Origin of the sequence: Enterobacter sp. GD03975, from assembly GCF_029838645.1 — a bacterium.
GTDB classification, from domain to species: domain Bacteria; phylum Pseudomonadota; class Gammaproteobacteria; order Enterobacterales; family Enterobacteriaceae; genus Enterobacter; species Enterobacter quasihormaechei.
Map to the genome: position 1 here is coordinate 1 of NZ_JAOBZC010000014.1, position 19,791 is coordinate 19,791.

Sequence of the window (19,791 nt, forward strand, 5' to 3'; positions counted from 1 at the left end):
ATTTCGCTTTTCTCTGCTAACCCGGCGGCTTGCGTGCCGTTGTTCCGTGTCAGTGGAGGCGCATTATAGGGAGTAATTCTGAACCTGCAAGCGTAAAGTGAAAATTATTTACTGACCGCTCACTTTCCAGGCAAATCACTCTTCAGACCTCAATTTTCGCCTGGTTTTTAAACAAAAACGAGCCGCAAGCGGCCCGTTTTTGCGTTTTGTGACTTACTGCACTGCCACAATGCGATCGTCGTTGGCTTCCAGACGGATAACTTTGCCCGGAATCAGCTCTCCGGAAAGGATTTGCTGCGCCAGAGGGTTTTCGATCTGCTGCTGGATAGCACGTTTTAACGGACGCGCGCCATAAACAGGATCGTAACCATTCTCGCTCAGCAGTTTCAGCGCATCATCCGAGATGTGGATTTCATACCCACGGTCTTCCAGACGCTTGTACAGACGCTGCAACTGGATCTGTGCAATCGACGCGATGTGTTTCTCACCCAGCGGATGGAACACGACCACTTCATCAATACGGTTGATGAACTCCGGACGGAAGTTTTGGCTGACCACACCCAGCACCAGATCTTTCATATGGCTGTAATCCAGCTCACCGAAGCGTTCCTGAATTAAATCGGAACCCAGGTTAGAGGTCATGATCACCACCGTGTTACGGAAGTCGACCGTTCTCCCCTGCCCGTCCGTCAGGCGTCCATCATCCAGTACCTGCAACAGGATGTTAAACACATCAGGGTGTGCCTTTTCCACTTCATCCAGCAGGATGACGGAATAAGGACGACGGCGTACCGCTTCCGTCAGGTAACCGCCCTCTTCATAACCGACATATCCCGGAGGCGCACCGACCAGACGCGAGACGGAGTGTTTCTCCATAAACTCGGACATATCAATACGCACCATCGCGTCATCGCTGTCGAACATAAAGTTAGCCAGCGCTTTACACAGCTCGGTTTTACCGACACCGGTTGGCCCCAGGAACAGGAACGAGCCGATTGGACGATTCGGATCGGACAGCCCTGCACGGCTACGACGAATGGCGTTAGATACCGCTTCGACCGCTTCGTTCTGGCCAATAACGCGCTGATGCAGATCCTGCTCCATACGCAGCAGTTTCTCGCGTTCGCTTTCCATCATGCGAGCCACAGGAATGCCCGTCCAGCGCGCCAGCACTTCGGCAATCTCGGCATCCGTCACTTTATTACGCAACAGACGCATGGTTTTGCCTTCCGACTGCGTGGCGATCTCAAGCTGTTTTTCCAGCTCAGGGATCTTACCGTACTGTAGCTCGGACATCCGCGCCAGGTCCCCTACGCGACGCGCCTGCTCAATGGCAATTTTCGCCTGCTCCAGCTCAGCCTTGATTGTCTGGGTGCCAGAGAGGGAGGCTTTCTCGGCTTTCCACTCTTCTTCCAGCTCAGAATACTGGCGCTCTTTCTCATCCAGCTCTTCGTTGAGCATATCGAGGCGTTTCTTACTCGCTTCATCAGACTCTTTGTTCAGCGCCTGCTGTTCCAGCTTGAGCTGGATAATGCGGCGATCGAGTCGGTCTAACTCTTCCGGCTTCGAGTCAATCTGCATGCGGATACTGGACGCGGCTTCATCGATAAGGTCGATGGCTTTATCCGGCAGTTGACGATCGGCGATATAACGATGCGAAAGCGTCGCCGCCGCAACGATGGCCGGGTCAGTGATCTGCACGTGATGGTGCAGTTCATAGCGCTCTTTCAGGCCGCGCAAAATAGCGATGGTGTCTTCAACGCTTGGTTCAGCGACAAACACCTTCTGGAAACGACGCTCCAGCGCGGCATCTTTTTCAATGTACTGACGATACTCGTCCAGCGTGGTGGCACCAACGCAGTGAAGTTCACCACGTGCCAGCGCAGGTTTCAGCATGTTCCCGGCATCCATTGCGCCGTCAGCTTTACCGGCCCCAACCATGGTATGCAGTTCGTCAATAAACAGGATGACGTTACCTTCCTGTTTCGCCAGATCGTTCAACACGCCTTTCAGACGCTCTTCGAACTCGCCGCGATATTTCGCCCCGGCCACCAGCGCGCCCATATCCAGAGCCAGCACCCGGCGGCCTTTCAGCCCTTCAGGCACTTCACCATTAACGATACGTTGCGCCAGCCCTTCAACGATGGCGGTTTTACCGACGCCGGGCTCACCAATCAGCACCGGGTTGTTTTTGGTACGACGTTGCAGTACCTGGATAGTCCGGCGAATTTCTTCGTCACGGCCGATCACCGGGTCAAGCTTGCCCTGCTCGGCACGTTCGGTCAGGTCGACCGTAAATTTCTTCAAAGCCTGACGTTGGTCTTCGGCTCCCTGATCGTTCACGCTTTCACCTCCGCGCATTTTCTCAATCGCCTGGGTCACATTGGCGGTGGTTGCACCGGCGGATTTCAGCAGGTCGGTCAAGGTACCGCGTGATTCAAGCGCCGCCAGAACAAACAGCTCTGACGAAATAAAGTTGTCCCCACGTTTTTGCGCCAGCTTGTCGCAAAGGTTCAGCACGCGCACCAGATCCTGCGACGGCTGGACGTCGCCACCGGTACCTTCTACCTGTGGTAAACGGCTCAGCGCCTGATCGATGGCGGTGCGTAACTGGCCGGCATTAATGCCAGCGGACGTTAATAAAGGACGTACCGATCCCCCTTCCTGACTCAGCAAGGCGCTCATTAAATGAAGAGGTTCGATAAACTGGTTGTCGTGCCCCAGTGCGAGGGACTGGGCATCGGCGAGAGCAAGCTGGAATTTATTAGTAAGACGATCCAGACGCATAACTCCTCCCATAACAGGTCAAATTTGCTACTGGAGATTAAATGAGGTCATCCCTCAATTATTCAAGGTTAATAACCTGAATTATGTGAAAAGAAAACGGCGCGTGCCGGATCGTCTTGATTCTTTAGGTTATATCAGCCAAATGAAACTTGCCATACGGCCTGTCGTCTTGTCGCGGCGATAGGAGAAAAAATCACCCTTTTCGGTGAAGGTACAGCGATCGCCACCGAAGATCTGCGTAACCCCAACGTTATTCAAACGTTGACGGGCCAGCTGATAAATATCGGCCAGATATTTGTCACCGGAAGCCACAAACGCGTCAACCGCTTGCGGATCTTTTTCCATAAAGGCTTCGCGCACTTCAGGGCCTACCTCAAACGCCTGCGGGCCAATCGCCGGGCCAAGCCAGGCAATGATATTCGCGGGAGTGTCCCGGAAGCAGGCGACGGTCTCTTCCAGCACGCCTTCGCACAGCCCGCGCCATCCGGCATGGGCAGCAGCCACTTCAGTTCCCGCCTGATTGCAGAACAGCACAGGCAGGCAATCGGCGGTCATCACCGCGCAAACCGTTCCCGGCGTATTGCTGTACGAGGCATCGGCGCGTTTAGACGCGTAAGGCTCACCCGACAGCGTCAGCACCGCTTTACCGTGCACCTGCTCAAGCCAGACCGGTTTTGAAGGGAGATTTCCCGCAGCAAAAAGGCGCTTACGGTTCTCTTCGACGTGTTCCGGGTTATCGCCACAGTGCGCGCCGAGGTTCAGAGACTCCCATGCGCCCTGGCTCACGCCACCGATACGGGTCGAACTACAGGCGGCCACGCCTTCAGGCAGCGGCCACTCCGGGACAATCAGCTTGGTCATAACCAGTCCACGTGATCCTTATGTTCTTCGAAATCTGCGCGCATCGCGTCGATAAGTTCCACCATATCCTGTGGGATCGGCGCATGCCATTCCATCTGAATTCCGGTAATGGGGTGGTAAAGACGTAGCATCGTCGCATGCAGCGCCTGACGATCGAATTTACGCAGCACGGAGATGAATTCATCCGACGCCCCTTTTGGTGGACGCGGACGACCGCCGTAAACCGGGTCACCCACCAGCGGATGGGTAATATGCGCCATGTGCACGCGGATCTGATGGGTACGCCCGGTTTCCAGACGCAGACGCAGGCGCGTATGAATACGGAAATGCTCCATGATGCGGTAGTGGGTCACCGCCGGTTTACCCATCGGGTGCACGGACATATGCGTACGCTTGGTTGGGTGACGGCTAATCGGCTCTTCCACCGTGCCGCCAGAGGTCATATGACCAATGGCCACCGCCTCATACTCACGCGTGATTTCGCGCAGCTGTAAAGATTCCACCAGGCGAGTCTGTGCAGGAATCGTCTTCGCCACCACCATCAGACCCGTAGTGTCTTTATCCAGACGGTGAACGATACCGGCACGCGGTACGTCAGCAATCGGCGGATAATAATGAAGGAGTGCGTTAAGTACCGTACCGTCAGGATTGCCCGCGCCCGGATGAACAACAAAATCGCGCGGCTTGTTGATGACCAGAATATCGTCATCTTCGTAGACGATCTCCAGGGGGATATCCTGCGGTTCGAAGCGAACTTCCTCTTCGATTTCAGCATTGATGGCGACAGCTTCCCCACCAAACACTTTCTCTTTAGGTTTGTCCCAGATCTTGCCGTTTACCAGCACGCGCTGGTCAAGGATCCATTCTTTTATGCGTGAACGCGAATAATCAGGGAACAATTCGGCCAAAGCCTGATCTAAGCGTTGACCGAGCTGATTTTCGGAGACTGTTGCGGTGAGTTCTACTCGTTGTGCCATAAACTGCTTCTTCGTTTAACGTTGGGTTTTACGGCTTTGCCGTTTAATATAGTGTGCTATTGTAGCTGGTCTTAATCGGGAGCAGGAACTGAGTTTCTCCCGGACAAACATTTGAGGAAAGTCAAAACGTCATGACGCGCATGAAATATCTGGTGGCAGCGGCCACGTTGAGCCTGGCTTTGGTGGGCTGCTCCGGTTCGAATGAACAGGTCCCTGACAATCCGCCGAATGAAATCTATGCGACTGCACAACAAAAGTTGCAGGACGGTAACTGGAAACAGGCGATAACGCAACTGGAAGCGTTGGATAATCGCTATCCGTTTGGTCCGTATTCGCAGCAGGTACAGTTAGATCTTATCTACGCCTACTACAAAAACGCCGATCTGCCGCTGGCTCAGGCAACCATCGATCGTTTCATGCGTCTGAACCCTACCCATCCTAACATCGATTACGTGATGTACATGCGCGGCCTGACTAACATGGCGCTGGATGACAGTGCATTGCAGGGCTTCTTCGGGGTGGATCGTTCTGACCGTGACCCGCAACATGCGCGTGATGCTTTCAATGACTTCTCCAAACTGGTGCGTAGCTACCCGAACAGCCAGTACATTACCGATGCCACTAAGCGTCTGGTGTTCCTGAAAAATCGTCTGGCGAAATACGAGTACTCCGTTGCGGAATACTACACCCGTCGCGGCGCATGGGTTGCCGTGGTTAACCGTGTAGAAGGCATGCTGCGCGATTATCCGGATACACAGGCCACGCGTGATGGCCTGAAGCTGATGGAGAATGCATATCGCCAGATGCAGATGACGGCTCAGGCTGACAAAGTGGCGAAAATTATTGCCGCGAACAGCAGCAATACCTGATACCGCTACAACGCAAAACGGCAGCCCGCAGGCTGCCGTTTTTTTATTCATCCAGACTTCCGCTGAAGCGGTTTAGCCTCAACACATCCAGTCAACTATGACCGCAATTGCTGGCTTCGACAAGGTAAATCTCACCTCTTCCTGCCCTGCCTCACAAAAAAGATTCCCTGACAAAAACCGACAAAATAACGTGATCTAAATCACACATTTTGACATTAGGTCGGGTATGCTGGAATCACCAAGACGGAAAGACAAGAGGTAAAATTTATGACAATGAACATTACCAGTAAACAAATGGAAATTACTCCGGCAATCCGCCAGCACGTCGCAGACCGTCTCGCCAAACTGGATAAATGGCAAACACATTTGATTAACCCACATATCATCCTGTCCAAGGAGCCGCAGGGTTTCATCGCTGATGCAACTATCAATACTCCAAACGGCCATCTGGTCGCCAGCGCAAAACACGAGGATATGTACACCGCAATTAACGATTTGATTAACAAGCTGGAACGGCAGCTCAATAAAGTGCAACACAAAGGTGAAGCCCGTCGCGCCACAACGTCGGTGAAAGACGCCAGCTTCGCGGAAGAAGTTGAAGAAGAGTAATCCTCTAAAATTGAGTGTACCGACAACGCGCCTCCGGGCGCGTTTTTTATTGACAGGATCAAAACAGTACAGGTACTTTAACCCTATCAATTTCAGGACGACCTTATGAAACAGACGCCGTTTTTCTTCGCATTCTTTTTTACCTTCCCCTGACCGGGAGGCGTTTCGTCGTGTGATAAAGAATGCGAAGACGAACAACAAGGCCTCCCACACCGGGAGGCCTTTTTTATTGATAACGATAAATTGAGACAGACAACACTATGACACCGGAAAACCCGCTCCTGGATTTGCGCGTAAAGATCAGCGCTCTCGATGAAAAATTACTGGCTCTGCTGGCAGAACGCCGCGCCCTCGCCGTTGAAGTGGGCAAAGCCAAGCTGGATTCCCATCGGCCGGTACGCGATATCGATCGCGAACGTGATTTACTGGAACGGTTGATTCAGCTCGGCAAAGCGCATCATCTGGATGCCCACTACATCACCCGCCTGTTCCAGCTCATCATCGAAGATTCCGTTCTGACGCAGCAAGCCTTGCTCCAGCAGCATCTGAACAAAACTAACCCGCACTCTGCGCGCATCGCATTTCTCGGCCCGAAAGGCTCCTATTCTCACCTGGCGGCTCGCCAGTACGCCGCCCGCCATTTCGAAGAGTTTATTGAGAGCGGTTGTGCGAAATTTGCAGACATTTTCAACCAGGTCGAAACCGGCCAGGCGGATTACGCCGTGGTGCCTATCGAGAACACCAGCTCCGGCGCCATCAACGATGTTTACGATCTGCTCCAGCACACCAGCCTGTCGCTGGTCGGTGAGCTGACTATCCCTATCGATCACTGCGTGCTGGTCGCTGGCTCAACGGACCTGAGTCAGATCGAAACGGTTTACAGCCACCCGCAGCCGTTCCAGCAGTGCAGCCAGTTCCTGAACCGTTATCCGCACTGGAAAATTGAGTACACCGAAAGCACCTCGGCGGCGATGGAAAAAGTGGCGCAGGCAAACTCCCCTGCCGTCGCGGCACTCGGTAGCGAAGCGGGCGGCGCGCTGTATGGCTTACAGGTGCTGGAGCGCAATCTGGCTAACCAGACGCAGAATATCACCCGTTTCGTGGTTCTGGCCCGCAAGGCCATCAATGTGTCCGATCAGGTACCGGCGAAAACCACCCTGCTGATGGCGACCGGCCAGCAGGCGGGCGCGCTGGTTGAAGCGCTGCTGGTGCTGCGTAATCACAACCTGATCATGACGAAGCTGGAGTCCCGCCCAATCCACGGCAATCCGTGGGAAGAGATGTTCTATCTCGACGTCCAGGCCAACCTGGAATCTGCATCCATGCAGAAAGCCCTGCGCGAGCTGGGCGAGATCACCCGCTCCATGAAAGTGCTGGGATGCTATCCGAGCGAAAACGTGGTCCCGGTCGATCCGGCTTAACGTTCGATAAAGCGGCTTTTCTTCATCCCTGCCACATTTACGGGCAGGGTGAAGATAGCCCCGGAAAGCGGGAATTTTGCCAGTTCCTCCGCCTCCATGTTTTCCCGCGTGGTGGTGATAAACAGCGTTTTCATATCGTCGCCGCCAAAGCAGACCATTGTCGGGCAACGTACCGGCAGCCGGTGCTCTTCCAGCTGTTCTCCCTGCGGGGAAAACCGCGCTATACGCCAGCCGTCAAACAGCGCGCTCCAGTAGCAGCCTTCTTCATCCATTGCCGCACCGTCGGGAATACCTTCTCCCTCGCTAAAACGGCGAAATTCTTCGCGCGTTCCGGGTTCAGCCTGCTCATCAAGCGGCGTACGGTAGATCACGCCGTTCGGCGTATCAGAGGTAAACATCCACCGTTTGTCAGGGCTAAACGCTAAACCGTTATGCCCCTGAATATCGCACTGGATCACTTTCGGCGTCAGGTCGTTGTCGATACGCATCAGCATGGCGCCGTTATAATCTCCCGGCCCCCAGAAGGTGCCCGCGTAAAACCGTCCCAGATGGTCGGTGCCACCGTCATTAAAGCGTGCAAGCAGCGGATTAGACGGGTTATCGCAAACCTTACGCTGGAGAAGGCCGTGTTTATCGGCCAGCCAGATGGCGTTACGCATCGCGACGATAAATCCGCCGCGTTCACGCAGGGCAAAACACCCGACTTCTTCATGGAATGAGAGCACCGAGTGTTCCGCGGTGGGCAGATGATACCGATGGATCTCCCCTTCCAGAATATCTGCCCAGTAGAGCGCATTTTCTTCTGCACTCCACGTCGGGCATTCGGGCAGATGCCCGGTATAGTTCAACAGCAGCTGCGGTTCAGCCATAACAGATCCCCAAAAAGAAAAAAGCCAGCAATGCTGGCTTTCAGTATATACATCATCCGATTACTGGCGACTGTCATTTGCCTGGCGCAACAGGGTGCGGCTTTCACTCTGGAATCGCGTGGCGTAATCACCGAACCAGTGCTCCACTTTACGGAAACTGTCGATAAAGGCCTGTTTATCGCCCTGCTCCAGCAAGGTGATCGCTTCGCCAAAACGCTGATAATAACGTTTGATCAGTGCCAGGTTGTTTTCAGACGACATAATGATGTCGGCATAAAGCTGTGGATCCTGCGCAAACAGTCGCCCGACCATCGCCAGCTCGAGACGATAGATTGGCGAGGAAAGCGCCAGCAATTGTTCAAGCTGAACGTTCTCTTCCGCCAGGTGCAGCCCATAGGCGAAAGTGGCAAAGTGGCGCAGCGCCTGAATAAACGCCATGTTCTGGTCATGCTCTACCGCGCTAATGCGGTGTAAACGCGCCCCCCAGACCTGAATCTGTTCCAGGAACCACTGGTAGGCTTCCGGCTGCCGTCCGTCACAGTAAACCACGACCTGTTTCGCCAGGCTGCCGCTGTCCGGGCCAAACATCGGATGTAACCCAAGCACAGGGCCGGTGTGTGCCGCCAGCATGGCCTGTAGCGGACCATTTTTAACGGAGGCCAAATCCACCAGAATGCAATCTTCCAGCAGGGGAGGAAGTTTACCGATGATCTGCTCCGTCACGTGTATCGGCACGCTGACGATAACCATACCGGCGTCTTTCATCCGCTCCGCCGCGTGCGGCCAGTCCTCTTTCTCCAGAATACGCACCTGATAGCCAGAGAGCGTCAGCATTTTTTCAAACAGACGCCCCATCTGCCCGCCGCCACCGACGATAACCACCGGACGCAGCGACGGACAGAGGGTTTTGAAGCCCTTGTCGTTTTCGCTGGAATAGGACTCGCGCATCACGCGGCGCAGGACGTCTTCAATCAAATCAGGTGAAACGCCCAGGGCCTGCGCCTCTTTACGGCGGGAGGCGAGCATAGAGGCCTCGCGCTCCGGAACGTAAATCGGCAGGCCGTATTTGCTTTTCACTTCGCCGACTTCAGCAACCAGCGCCATGCGGCGCGCCAGAAGATCCAGCAGCGCCTTATCCACTTCATCAATTTGATCGCGCAGTGCGGTCAATTCAGCAACCATAACTACCCTCTTAAGCCAGACGCGTCGCCAGTTGGCCGTTCAAATCTTTGTGGATCTCACGCAGCAGCGCATCGGTGGTTTCCCAGCTGATACAGGCATCCGTAACGGAGACGCCGGGCTTCATCGCGCTGCGCGGCTGTTCCGATGACTGATTGCCTTCATGAATATTACTTTCAATCATCAAGCCGATAATTGAACGGTTGCCATCTTTAATCTGTGCAATCACAGACTCTGCAACCGCTGGCTGGCGACGGTAATCTTTATTCGAATTACCATGACTGCAATCTACCATTAGCGCCGGACGCAGTCCTGCCTGTTCCATCTCTTTTTCACACTGCGCAACGTCCGCCGGGCTGTAGTTCGGGGCTTTACCGCCGCGGAGGATCACGTGACCGTCCGGGTTGCCCTGGGTTTGCAGCAGGCATACCTGGCCCGCCTGGTTGATCCCAACAAAACGGTGCGGCATTGCGGCGGCGCGCATGGCGTTAATCGCCGTCGCCAGGCTACCGTCGGTACCGTTTTTAAAACCAACCGGCATAGACAGGCCAGACGCCATCTCGCGGTGGGTTTGTGATTCGGTGGTGCGCGCGCCAATCGCGGACCAGCTAAACAGATCGCCAAGGTACTGCGGGCTGTTCGGATCCAGCGCTTCGGTTGCCAGCGGCAGGCCCATGCTGACCAGTTCCACCAGCAGGCGACGCGCAATTTTCAGTCCTGCTTCCACGTCAAACGAGCCATCCATGTGCGGATCGTTGATCAACCCTTTCCAGCCAACCGTCGTGCGTGGCTTTTCAAAATAGACGCGCATCACCAGGTAGAGGCTATCGCTGACCTCCTCCGCTAATGCTTTAAATCGACGTGCGTACTCAATGGCGGTTTCAGGATCGTGAATAGAGCAAGGGCCGCATACCACCAGCAGACGCGGATCGCGGCCAGCAATAATGTCAGAAATGGTCTGGCGAGAATGCTCAATCTGAGCTTCCTGCGCGGCGCTCAGCGGAAACTCCGCCTTCAGTTGATCCGGGGTAATTAAAACCTGTTCGTCAGTGATATGTACGTTGTTCAGCGCGTCTTTTTGCATGATTGCGATCCTGTAAAACTCGTTTGCGATAGTGGTTTCCTCAAGGAGGTGACACAACGATACCACAACAAGTAAAGATTTCAATCCAAAATACGTACACTTTAGTTTACGGAAACCATTTTAATGCCAAAAAATCAGGTTGGGATCGTAAACATAAAATTACACATGCGCATTTACTGCCCGTCTACGCTCACGCAAGGAACACTATCCAGGCGCTGGCCGTTAGCTTAATAACTCTCTGATGAATCGGAGGGAAACTTACGTGGCACATGAATCCAGGAAACAAAGAATGAATGAAATTATGAATTCCAGCAGACTTAATCGAAACTGGCTTCATTCTCGGGAATATAATTCGCAGCAAGATTTAGCTTAGGTCAATACAGGGATATTTCTGACATAATGACGGCTTTAAGAAACAATGGTATTCTGCCGGAAATTCTTAAGGGCATCTATTTCCGGGGCGGTTTGGCGGATTCTGATGAGAAATACATTCTTGATCGCTTTGCTTCACCTCCCCCTGGCGCTAATGCTGTTCATTTTAGTGAGTCCTGCAAGGGCAGGCTCGTTTACGGAAACGGATAAATCGGTACGTTCGATTGTTTCCGGTATTGTGAGCTACACCCGATGGCCAGCACTGTCCGGCCAGCCGAAGCTCTGTATTTATGCCTCTTCCCGTTACAGACAGGCGCTCAGCAGTGAAGATGTAAATAACCCGTTGCCCTATACCGCTGTCATTGTGCACAGCGATCGGGAAGCGCTCGCGGCAAGGTGTGATGCCCTCTATTTCGGGAGTGAGTCGCCGGCAAATCAACAGGAAATAATAAATCAATATCAAGGCCATGCGTTGCTATTAATGTCAGAGCAAAATCCTGAATGCGTTATTGGCAGCGCATTTTGTCTGATAATAGAGTCCAACCAGGTCAGGTTTTCCGTAAATCTGGACGCGCTGGCGCGCAGTGGCGTAAGAGTCAATCCGGATGTATTAATGCTCGCGCGGAATAAGAAGCATGAATAAGGATGTCATATCAACACCGCGTCCGACGTTTAAAAGAACGTTGCGGCGAATCAGCATGATAAGCGTCGTTATAACGATGACGTTTATATGGCTGCTGCTGTGTTTCGCTTCCGTGGTGACATTAAAGCAATACGCGCAAAAAAACCTCGAACTCACCGGCGCCACCATGAGCCACAGCCTTGAAGCCTCTCTGGTGTTCAACGATGCCGTGGCGGCAAACGAAACGCTCGCGACCCTCGGTAAGCAGGGGCAGTTTGCCGTGGCGGAAGTGCTTAACGCGCATCATAAACGGTTTGCCTGGTGGTCATGGAACCCGGCGGATAATACCGACACGCTGGGCGCGCTGGTCAGCCGCTGGTTGTTCCCTCTTCCTGTCGCACAGCCCATCATGCATAACGGCAATGTGATTGGCGAAATTCGACTGACCGCACGAGACAGCCTGATTAGCCACTTTATCTGGCTGTCATTTGCGGTTCTCACCGGCTGCATTCTTATTGCCTCTGCCGTCGCATTAACCATCACCCGCTCGCTACACCATGGCATGGTCGCTGAAATGCAAAACATCACTGACGTTGTGCATGATGTCCGCACCAACCGCAACTTCTCTCGCCGGGTAACGGAAGGCCGCATTGAAGAGTTTCACCAGTTTGGCGAAGACTTCAACAGCCTGCTGGATGAAATGGAGGAGTGGCAGCTCAAGCTACAGGCCAAAAACGCGCAGCTATTGCGTACCGCCATGCACGATCCGCTCACGGGGCTGGCAAACCGCGCTGCGTTTCGCAACAACATTGCGGCATTGATGAATGACGCTTCGGCAAAAACCAATTCTGCCCTGCTCTTCCTGGACGGTGATAACTTCAAGTTTATCAACGACACCTGGGGTCATGCCGCGGGTGACTGCGTCCTGATCGAAGCCGCAAAAAGGATGGTCGAGTTTGGCGAAAAGCGTCATCAGTCTTACCGTCTCGGCGGCGACGAGTTTGCCATGATCCTGTACGGCGTCCATACCGAGCGTGAGGTGGAATATATTTGCGCCGCGCTGTCGCAGCAATTTATCCGTCCGTTTGATCTGCATAACGGGCACACAGCATCAATGTCACTCAGCATTGGCTTTGCTCTGGCGTGGGAAAATGGCTCCGTTGAGGCATTACTGGAGCAAGCCGATCGCAATATGTATCTGGTCAAGAACCAGCGTTCGAAAACAATATCCTGAAAGGAAGACGATATGTTAAAGCGATACTTTGCGCCGTTATTACTGGCATCTCTGGCTATGTCCGGATGTCAGACGCCGGACGGTAAATTCACACCAGCGCAAATTGCGGCCATGAAGTCCTACGGCTTTAACGAACTGAACGGCGACTGGTCTCTGGGCCTGTCGGATAAGATCCTGTTTGATAAAAATGACGCCAGACTGCGCCCGGAAAGTGAAACGCAGATCCAGACTATGGCCTCACGTCTGGCAGCAACCGGTCTGAATCACGCCCGGATGGACGGACATACGGATAACTATGGTGAAGAGCGCTACAACGAAGCGCTTTCGTTAAAACGCGCCAACGTCGTGGCGGATGCCTGGGCGAAGGGCGCGAACATCCCGCGCAGCAACCTCACCACGCGGGGCTTAGGTAAAAAATACCCGGTCAGCAGCAACCGCACTGCGCAAGGGCGCGCTGAAAACCGCCGGGTTGCGGTGGTCATCAGCACGCCATAAGGCTATTTAACAGATGATCCGGCGAGCGACACGCCTGAAGCCGCTCGCCAGCGCAGCCAGTCAATCGCAATGAACACCGCCAGGCTGACGCCCATCACCGGCAACGCCAGCCCCAGCAGAACGCTTATCAGCAAGGTCACTCCCCTACCCCACAGCGGCAATGCCAGCCAGCTTTGACAGAGCGTCTGGACCGGGTTCGCGGCTGACGTTGCAGGCCGACGCATCCACCACATCCGGTATCCCAGGATAATCAGCACGCACAGCGCAACACCAAACGCGATGAGCACCAGCTGATTTGCCAGACCAAACAGGATCCCCATATGGAAATCCACGCCCCAGCGGGTGAGTTTCGCCATCAGTGGAAAATCCTCGAAGCGAGTGCCGTCCAGCACCTTCAGAGAGTGGGGATCCACGGCAACGGCATCAACCTGCGTCGGCCAGCTGCGATCGATTTCCGTCACCGTCCAGGCCTGGTCAGCCCTTTTTGCCGGGCGGATCTCAACTTTGTTCGCATCAATCCCCGACTGGCGAGCAGCCTGCAACACGCTGTCAAAAAGCGACAGCTCGACCGGCATGTCAGGCATCGTCATTGCACCGTGATGACCACGGTGTTCGGCGTGTTCATCCATCATTTCCGGCGCACCGGAAAGCTGGGTATTAACCTGCGGCGTCAGCCAGTTCATCTCTGCCCGCAGCTTATCAACGTTACCCCCGGCCCATTGTGACCAGGTTAAACCAGTGGCTGAGAACAGCAGCATTCCCGCCAGCAGCGTCCAGCCTAACATCACATGCAGGCGACGACGATTCTGGAAACGGTTGTTAATGCGGCGCTTTGGCCGGGTGTAGAACCACAGCGCGATACCGCCCAAAGCAGCAACCCACATCCAGGAGGCGGCTAACTCGCTATAGAGACGCCCGAGGTTGCCCAGCATCAGCGAGGTATGCAGATAATCGATTGTCTGGCGCAGCGGTAAAATCCCGCTGGTGCCGTACACGGTCATATCCCCTCGTAACTCAAGGCTAACAGGATCAACAAAGAGCGCCCGGTGCTCGGAGGGACCAAGCTTCGGGTCGGCAAACATCACGCGGGTCGTTTCGCCCTTTTCCAGCCCCGGACGAACGGCATGTAAACGCAGCGCTGAACCCACGGCGTTTTCTGCCACGGCAATTTGTTCAGCAAGAGGCTGCGCATCACCCACGGCATCCGTGTGGAGTGCGTTACGGTACAACGCATTTTCAAGCTGCGGCGTTGCCACATACAGCGTACCGGTCAGCGCGGCGAAGAAGATAAACGGACCGACAAACAGCCCGATGTAGAAATGGAGGCGACGCAGCAGGTTTCCCCATGCCGCGCGCGGAGTGCAGGTAGTCATACTTTTCCTTTTTAAGGCAAAAAGTGAGTGATTTTGTTTTAAAGGGAGAAAGCAGACCGCCGCGGCGGCGCGCGGGTATCAGGATAAAGCCAGGGGAAGAAGTGCCAGTGGCTAACCGCCTGACGTGGCGGCTTCAGGCGCAGCCGCTGCAACACCACGCTGAGCAGAACGATAAGCGCCAGCATCACGCCCGGCACGTGCGCCAGCAGCACGCAGTAGCCGCACGCCTCCGCATGGTCAACCGGCATCGTGTGTGGCATATCGCCGTGATGCTCGTCCATCGACATCATGCTCATGTCATGGTGCATGCCAGGCATCGCGCTCATGGGATCTTTTTGCAGCGAGACGGAGATCAGCGGCGCCACGACGATCAGCAGGATCGCAAACAGCGCGGTCAATGCCGCTGCGCGTTTCCATCTATGCTGATGCAGTACGTTATCCACTTACCCTCCACCCAAGAGGCCAACATTGTAAATGATTTATAACGGAAGGGTTAACGCGAGAGGTGCGATGGGATAAAAAAAGGGCCAGCCTTTCGGCCAGCCCTTTCTAACAGGATGTCGCTTAAGCGAATCTTAGTTCAGACGCTCTTTAATACGAGCAGACTTACCAGTACGCTCACGCAGGTAGTACAGTTTAGCTTTACGTACAGCACCACGGCGTTTAACAGCAATGCTGTCAACTACCGGAGAGTGAGTCTGGAAGACACGCTCAACGCCTTCGCCGTTGGAAATTTTACGAACAGTGAATGCAGAGTGCAGACCGCGGTTACGAATAGCGATAACCACGCCCTCGAATGCCTGCAGACGTTTTTTGGAACCTTCAACAACCCATACTTTCACTTCCACGGTGTCACCTGGACGGAAGGAAGGTACGTCCTGCTTCATCTGCTCTTGTTCAAGTTGCTTAATAATGTTGCTCATAATTTAATCTCTTATCCTGGGTAAACTGATATTCGGGAGCGTATTACGCTTTCCCATCATGTTCATGCTGCTGGTGCGCGTGTTCAGTTTTGAACTCGGCCAGCAACTTTGCTTGCTCTTCAGTCAGAGCCAGGTTTTCCAGAAGTTCAGGTCTTCTAAGCCAGGTTCGGCCCAGCGACTGCTTCAAACGCCAGCGACGTATCTCGGCATGGTTTCCTGACAGTAACACCGCCGGTACTTCCATCCCTTCTAACACTTCAGGACGAGTATAGTGTGGACAGTCCAGCAATCCATCAGCAAAGGAATCTTCCGTTGCCGAAGCTTCATGGCCCAGAACACCCGGAATAAACCGGGCAACGGAGTCAATCAGCGTCATTGCGGGTAACTCACCACCGCTGAGAACGTAATCGCCGATAGACCATTCTTCGTCAATCTCGGTTTGAATTACGCGCTCATCTATCCCTTCATAGCGACCACAGACCAGAATCAGCTTTTGATTCGTCGCCAGTTCGCTCACGCCCGCTTGATCAAGCTTGCGTCCCTGAGGTGACAGATAAATCACCTTCGCGCCTTCACCTGCCGCGGCTTTTGCTGTGTGAATGGCGTCCCGTAAGGGTTGCACCATCATCAACATCCCCGGTCCGCCGCCGTAAGGACGATCGTCCACGGTACGGTGCCGGTCATGCGTGAAGTCACGCGGACTCCAGCTTTGGATGCTCAGCAGGCCATTCTTTACTGCCCGGCCAGTTACCCCGTAATCGGTAATCGCGCGGAACATTTCAGGAAACAGGCTAATTATGCCAATCCACATAGCGCCGTCTTTTACCGTTTATCCGGAGAATTAAAAACCAGGATCCCAATCTACTTCAATGGTTTGAGTAGCGAGATCGACTTTCTTGATAACCTGTCCATCGAGGAACGGGACCAGCCGCTCCTTGATGCCAAATGCATCTTTCAGGTTTGCCTTAATGACGAGAACGTCATTTGACCCGGTTTCCATCATGTCGATGACTTTCCCCAGGCTGTAGCCTTCAGTGGTCACTACCTGGCAACCCATAAGGTCTTTCCAGTAGTAGTCGCCCTCTTCCAGCTGCGGCAACTGCGACGAATCCACGACAATTTCACAATTAGTCAGCGCATTCGCGGCATCACGATCGTCAATGCCTTTCAGCTTGATGATGATGTCCTGATTGTGGTGACGCCAGCTTTCCAGCTCGACCTCTTCCCACTTACCGGCTTTCTGGATAAACCAGGGCTGGTAATTAAAAATGCTATCAGCGTCTTCAGTGGAGGAAAACACTCTGAGCCAACCACGGATACCGTAGCAAGAACCCATTTTTCCCAATACGATCGGTTCAACAGGTGCTTTATTGCTCATCATGACCACCGTGACAGATTAAGCTGCTTTGTTTGCTGCTTTGATCAGCGTAGCAACGCGATCGGAAACAGTAGCGCCCTGGCCAACCCAGTGAGCGATACGATCCAGATCCAGACGGGTTTCTTCTTCTGCGCCAGAGGCCAGTGGGTTGAAGAAACCAACGCGCTCGATGAAGCGACCGTTGCGTGCATTACGGCTGTCAGTCACAACAACCTGGTAGAACGGACGCTTTTTAGCGCCGTGACGTGCTAAACGAATAGTTACCATAACATCCTCTTGTGTGAATAAAACAACCGGGCCCCATCGAGGAACGGAGCCCGGGTGTCATATTAAAAGCCCGAAAATTTTACTGATTTTTGGGGAAAATGCAATCAGCAGTTGATCAGTCTGCTGTAAAAGGCCGATTAACGCCCAGGGAATCCTGGTGGCATCATGCCTTTCATGCCGCGCATCATCTTCGCCATGCCGCCTTTCTTCATTTTCTTCATCATGCGCTGCATGTCGTCGAACTGTTTCAGAAGGCGGTTAACGTCCTGCACCTGCATGCCGCAGCCGGCTGCGATACGGCGTTTACGCGACCCTTTGATGATTTCTGGCTTCGCACGTTCTTTCAGCGTCATCGAGTTGATGATGGCTTCCATACGCACCAGCACTTTGTCGTCCATCTGGGATTTAACGTTGTCCGGGATCTGCCCCATGCCCGGCAGCTTGCCCATCAGGCTGGCCATGCCGCCCATGTTTTTCATCTGACGCAGCTGCTCAAGGAAGTCGGTCAGATCGAAGCCGTCGCCTTTTTTCAGCTTGCTGGCGAGTTTTTCCGCCTGCGCGCGGTCGACCTTGCTCTCAATATCTTCGATCAGCGACAGCACGTCGCCCATGCCGAGGATACGGGAAGCAATACGATCCGGGTGGAACGGCTCCAGCGCTTCGGTTTTCTCGCCCACGCCGAGGAATTTAATCGGCTTACCGGTGATGTGACGAATAGACAGCGCCGCACCGCCGCGGGCGTCACCGTCCACTTTGGTCAGCACCACGCCGGTTAACGGCAGAGCTTCGTTAAACGCTTTCGCGGTGTTCGCCGCATCCTGACCGGTCATGGCGTCAACGACAAACAGGGTCTCTACCGGGTTGATAGAGGCGTGCACCTGTTTGATCTCGTCCATCATCGCTTCGTCAACGTGCAGACGACCGGCGGTATCCACCAGCAGCACGTCGTAGAATTTCAGCTTCGCCTCTTTCAGCGCGGCATTCACGATGTCGACAGGCTTCTGCGCCACGTCGGACGGGAAGAAGTCCACGCCAACCTGCTCAGCCAGCGTTTCCAGCTGTTTGATCGCCGCCGGGCGATAGACGTCCGCCGAAACCACCAGCACCTTTTTCTTGTGCTTTTCGCGCAGGAATTTCCCCAGCTTACCGACGCTGGTGGTTTTACCTGCACCTTGCAGACCCGCCATCAGCACCACGGCAGGCGGCTGGGCCGCCAGGTTAAGCACCTGGTTCTCTTCGCCCATCGCCGAAACCAGTTCGTTACGAACGATTTTGACGAACTCCTGACCCGGGGTCAGGCTCTTGTTAACTTCATGACCAACCGCTTTCTCTTTCACACGGTTGATAAAATCACGGACGACCGGCAACGCAACGTCTGCTTCCAGCAGCGCCATGCGCACTTCGCGCAGCGTTTCCTTGATGTTCTCTTCGGTGAGGCGTCCACGGCCGCTGATGTTGCGCAGCGTGCGCGACAAACGATCGGTTAAATTATCAAACATTGTCTCTCGCCTGGGGTAGAAACGTTAGGTCGCCTGGGCGACACATACACAGAATTTTGCCGGAGTATAACATGAAGGCGCCTTTGTTGTTATGCAACGGTTGGAGCAGGCGTCACGTAACGTTATACTGCTTCTCTTTCTTATTAAGACAACTGTCGACGCCTATATGCCTGTTTTCGCACTGATCGCCCTTGTTGCCTACTCTGTCAGCCTCGCGCTGATCATTCCTGGCCTGCTGCAAAAAAACAGCGGCTGGCGGCGCATGGCTATTCTTTCGGCGGTGATCGCATTGATTAGCCACGCGTTTGCGCTGGAATCACGCATCATTCCCGGCGACGGCAGCGTGCAAAACCTGAGCGTACTGAACGTCGGCTCGCTGGTCAGCCTGATGATCTGTACGGTCATGACCATTGTCGCGTCTAAAAACCGCGGCTGGCTGCTGCTGCCGATAATCTACGCCTTTGCGCTGATCAACCTGGCGTTAGCCACGTTCATGCCTAATGAGTTTATTACCCATCTGGAAGCCACGCCGGGGATGCTAGTGCATATTGGCCTGTCGCTTTTCGCCTACGCGACGCTGATCATTGCCGCCCTTTACGCCATGCAGCTCGCCTGGATTGACTACCAGCTGAAAAATAAAAAGCTGGCGTTTAACCACGAAATGCCGCCGCTGATGGTGATTGAGCGTAAGATGTTCCACATCACCCAGGTCGGCGTGGTTCTGCTGACGCTGACGCTGTGCACGGGTTTGTTTTATATGAAGAACCTGTTCAGCGTGGAGAATATCGATAAAGCAGTTCTCTCCATCATTGCGTGGTTTGTCTATATTGTCCTGTTATGGGGCCATTATCATGAAGGCTGGCGCGGTCGTCGCGTGGTCTGGTTCAACGTTGCGGGTGCCGGCATTCTCACGCTTGCCTATTTTGGTAGCCGCTTCATACAGCAATTTGCTGGCTAAGTAACAAAAGGAGT

General features: G+C 54.0%; 21 protein-coding genes and 1 other annotated feature. Of the genes, 8 read left to right on the forward strand and 13 right to left on the reverse strand.

Annotated elements, in window-relative coordinates:
* Positions 1-213 precede the first annotated feature (213 nt).
* The 3 genes from clpB to rluD form a co-directional block, all read right to left on the reverse strand.
* Complete coding sequence (gene clpB, locus N5C09_RS18230; RefSeq protein WP_279749602.1) at positions 214-2,787, reverse strand: ATP-dependent chaperone ClpB; 2,574 nt, start codon at positions 2,785-2,787, stop codon at positions 214-216.
* Between the two features lie 129 nt (positions 2,788-2,916).
* Positions 2,917-3,648, reverse strand: a complete 732-nt coding sequence (gene yfiH / locus N5C09_RS18235; protein ID WP_063450039.1) for a purine nucleoside phosphorylase YfiH — start codon at positions 3,646-3,648, stop codon at positions 2,917-2,919.
* Positions 3,645-4,625 (reverse strand): 23S rRNA pseudouridine(1911/1915/1917) synthase RluD, encoded by a 981-nt coding sequence (rluD, locus tag N5C09_RS18240; RefSeq protein WP_279749603.1) that lies wholly within the window; start codon positions 4,623-4,625, stop codon positions 3,645-3,647. The genes yfiH and rluD overlap by 4 nt, the downstream gene beginning before the upstream one ends.
* 131 nt (positions 4,626-4,756) lie before the next feature.
* Here rluD and bamD point away from each other — a divergent pair, with 131 nt between their 5' ends.
* The 4 genes from bamD to pheA all read left to right on the forward strand — a co-directional run bounded on the left by bamD (position 4,757) and on the right by pheA (position 7,524).
* On the forward strand, positions 4,757-5,494 hold the full coding sequence (gene bamD, locus N5C09_RS18245; protein ID WP_063450041.1) for an outer membrane protein assembly factor BamD: 738 nt from the start codon (positions 4,757-4,759) through the stop codon (positions 5,492-5,494).
* 267 nt (positions 5,495-5,761) lie between these two features.
* Positions 5,762-6,103 carry a ribosome-associated translation inhibitor RaiA gene (gene raiA / locus N5C09_RS18250; protein WP_008502470.1) on the forward strand — a complete coding sequence of 114 codons (342 nt, stop codon included), beginning with the start codon at positions 5,762-5,764 and terminating at the stop codon, positions 6,101-6,103.
* A gap of 104 nt (positions 6,104-6,207) precedes the next feature.
* Positions 6,208-6,333: a sequence feature (Phe leader region), on the forward strand.
* Positions 6,209-6,256 (forward strand): pheA operon leader peptide PheL, encoded by a 48-nt coding sequence (pheL, locus tag N5C09_RS18255; RefSeq protein WP_100229775.1) that lies wholly within the window; start codon positions 6,209-6,211, stop codon positions 6,254-6,256. Its footprint overlaps the feature before it by 48 nt.
* A 30-nt stretch (positions 6,334-6,363) precedes the next feature.
* Complete coding sequence (gene pheA, locus N5C09_RS18260) at positions 6,364-7,524, forward strand: bifunctional chorismate mutase/prephenate dehydratase (protein ID WP_063865216.1); 1,161 nt, start codon at positions 6,364-6,366, stop codon at positions 7,522-7,524.
* Here the strand turns inward: pheA and N5C09_RS18265 are convergent.
* Genes N5C09_RS18265 through aroF form a run of 3 tightly spaced genes read right to left on the reverse strand, consistent with a single transcriptional unit; the run spans position 7,521 to position 10,656 of the window.
* Positions 7,521-8,393, reverse strand: coding sequence for an SMP-30/gluconolactonase/LRE family protein (locus tag N5C09_RS18265; RefSeq protein WP_193034711.1), 873 nt, complete (start codon positions 8,391-8,393; stop codon positions 7,521-7,523). The genes pheA and N5C09_RS18265 overlap by 4 nt on opposite strands.
* Positions 8,394-8,453: 60 nt before the next feature.
* Positions 8,454-9,575: a bifunctional chorismate mutase/prephenate dehydrogenase gene (gene tyrA, locus N5C09_RS18270; protein WP_279749604.1), complete on the reverse strand. Its 1,122-nt coding sequence runs from the start codon at positions 9,573-9,575 to the stop codon at positions 8,454-8,456.
* A 10-nt stretch (positions 9,576-9,585) separates the two neighbouring features.
* On the reverse strand, positions 9,586-10,656 hold the full coding sequence (gene aroF, locus N5C09_RS18275; RefSeq protein ID WP_063450045.1) for a 3-deoxy-7-phosphoheptulonate synthase AroF: 1,071 nt from the start codon (positions 10,654-10,656) through the stop codon (positions 9,586-9,588).
* Between the two features lie 478 nt (positions 10,657-11,134).
* On the opposite strand from aroF, the gene N5C09_RS18280 reads away from it, so the two are divergent.
* Genes N5C09_RS18280 through N5C09_RS18290 form a run of 3 tightly spaced genes read left to right on the forward strand, consistent with a single transcriptional unit; the run spans position 11,135 to position 13,379 of the window.
* Complete coding sequence (locus N5C09_RS18280; RefSeq protein ID WP_279749605.1) at positions 11,135-11,671, forward strand: YfiR family protein; 537 nt, start codon at positions 11,135-11,137, stop codon at positions 11,669-11,671.
* Positions 11,664-12,884, forward strand: coding sequence for a diguanylate cyclase DgcN (gene dgcN / locus N5C09_RS18285; protein ID WP_063865220.1), 1,221 nt, complete (start codon positions 11,664-11,666; stop codon positions 12,882-12,884). Before N5C09_RS18280 ends, dgcN begins: the two co-directional genes overlap by 8 nt.
* A 12-nt stretch (positions 12,885-12,896) precedes the next feature.
* Entirely contained in the window at positions 12,897-13,379 is a 483-nt protein-coding gene (locus tag N5C09_RS18290; protein ID WP_063450047.1) for an OmpA family protein, read from the forward strand.
* Between the two features lie 2 nt (positions 13,380-13,381).
* Here the strand turns inward: N5C09_RS18290 and N5C09_RS18295 are convergent, their stop codons facing one another.
* The 7 genes from N5C09_RS18295 to ffh all read right to left on the reverse strand — a co-directional run bounded on the left by N5C09_RS18295 (position 13,382) and on the right by ffh (position 18,819).
* Complete coding sequence (locus N5C09_RS18295; protein WP_203463629.1) at positions 13,382-14,752, reverse strand: PepSY-associated TM helix domain-containing protein; 1,371 nt, start codon at positions 14,750-14,752, stop codon at positions 13,382-13,384.
* A 38-nt stretch (positions 14,753-14,790) separates the two neighbouring features.
* The gene (locus N5C09_RS18300; protein WP_063450049.1) at positions 14,791-15,195 is read right to left on the reverse strand and encodes a DUF2946 domain-containing protein; all 405 of its coding nucleotides are present in this window, start codon (positions 15,193-15,195) and stop codon (positions 14,791-14,793) included.
* A 132-nt stretch (positions 15,196-15,327) separates the two neighbouring features.
* Positions 15,328-15,675 (reverse strand): 50S ribosomal protein L19, encoded by a 348-nt coding sequence (rplS, locus tag N5C09_RS18305; RefSeq protein ID WP_002914145.1) that lies wholly within the window; start codon positions 15,673-15,675, stop codon positions 15,328-15,330.
* A gap of 43 nt (positions 15,676-15,718) precedes the next feature.
* Positions 15,719-16,486, reverse strand: coding sequence for a tRNA (guanosine(37)-N1)-methyltransferase TrmD (gene trmD / locus N5C09_RS18310; RefSeq protein WP_003863138.1), 768 nt, complete (start codon positions 16,484-16,486; stop codon positions 15,719-15,721).
* 30 nt (positions 16,487-16,516) lie between these two features.
* Positions 16,517-17,056 carry a ribosome maturation factor RimM gene (rimM, locus tag N5C09_RS18315; RefSeq protein ID WP_006811638.1) on the reverse strand — a complete coding sequence of 180 codons (540 nt, stop codon included), beginning with the start codon at positions 17,054-17,056 and terminating at the stop codon, positions 16,517-16,519.
* Between the two features lie 15 nt (positions 17,057-17,071).
* Positions 17,072-17,320 carry a 30S ribosomal protein S16 gene (rpsP, locus tag N5C09_RS18320; RefSeq protein WP_022649067.1) on the reverse strand — a complete coding sequence of 83 codons (249 nt, stop codon included), beginning with the start codon at positions 17,318-17,320 and terminating at the stop codon, positions 17,072-17,074.
* A 137-nt stretch (positions 17,321-17,457) separates the two neighbouring features.
* Complete coding sequence (ffh, locus tag N5C09_RS18325; protein WP_003863132.1) at positions 17,458-18,819, reverse strand: signal recognition particle protein; 1,362 nt, start codon at positions 18,817-18,819, stop codon at positions 17,458-17,460.
* A gap of 166 nt (positions 18,820-18,985) precedes the next feature.
* Here ffh and N5C09_RS18330 point away from each other — a divergent pair, with 166 nt between their 5' ends.
* Complete coding sequence (locus N5C09_RS18330) at positions 18,986-19,777, forward strand: inner membrane protein YpjD (RefSeq protein WP_107535614.1); 792 nt, start codon at positions 18,986-18,988, stop codon at positions 19,775-19,777.
* Positions 19,778-19,791: the final 14 nt, after the last annotated feature.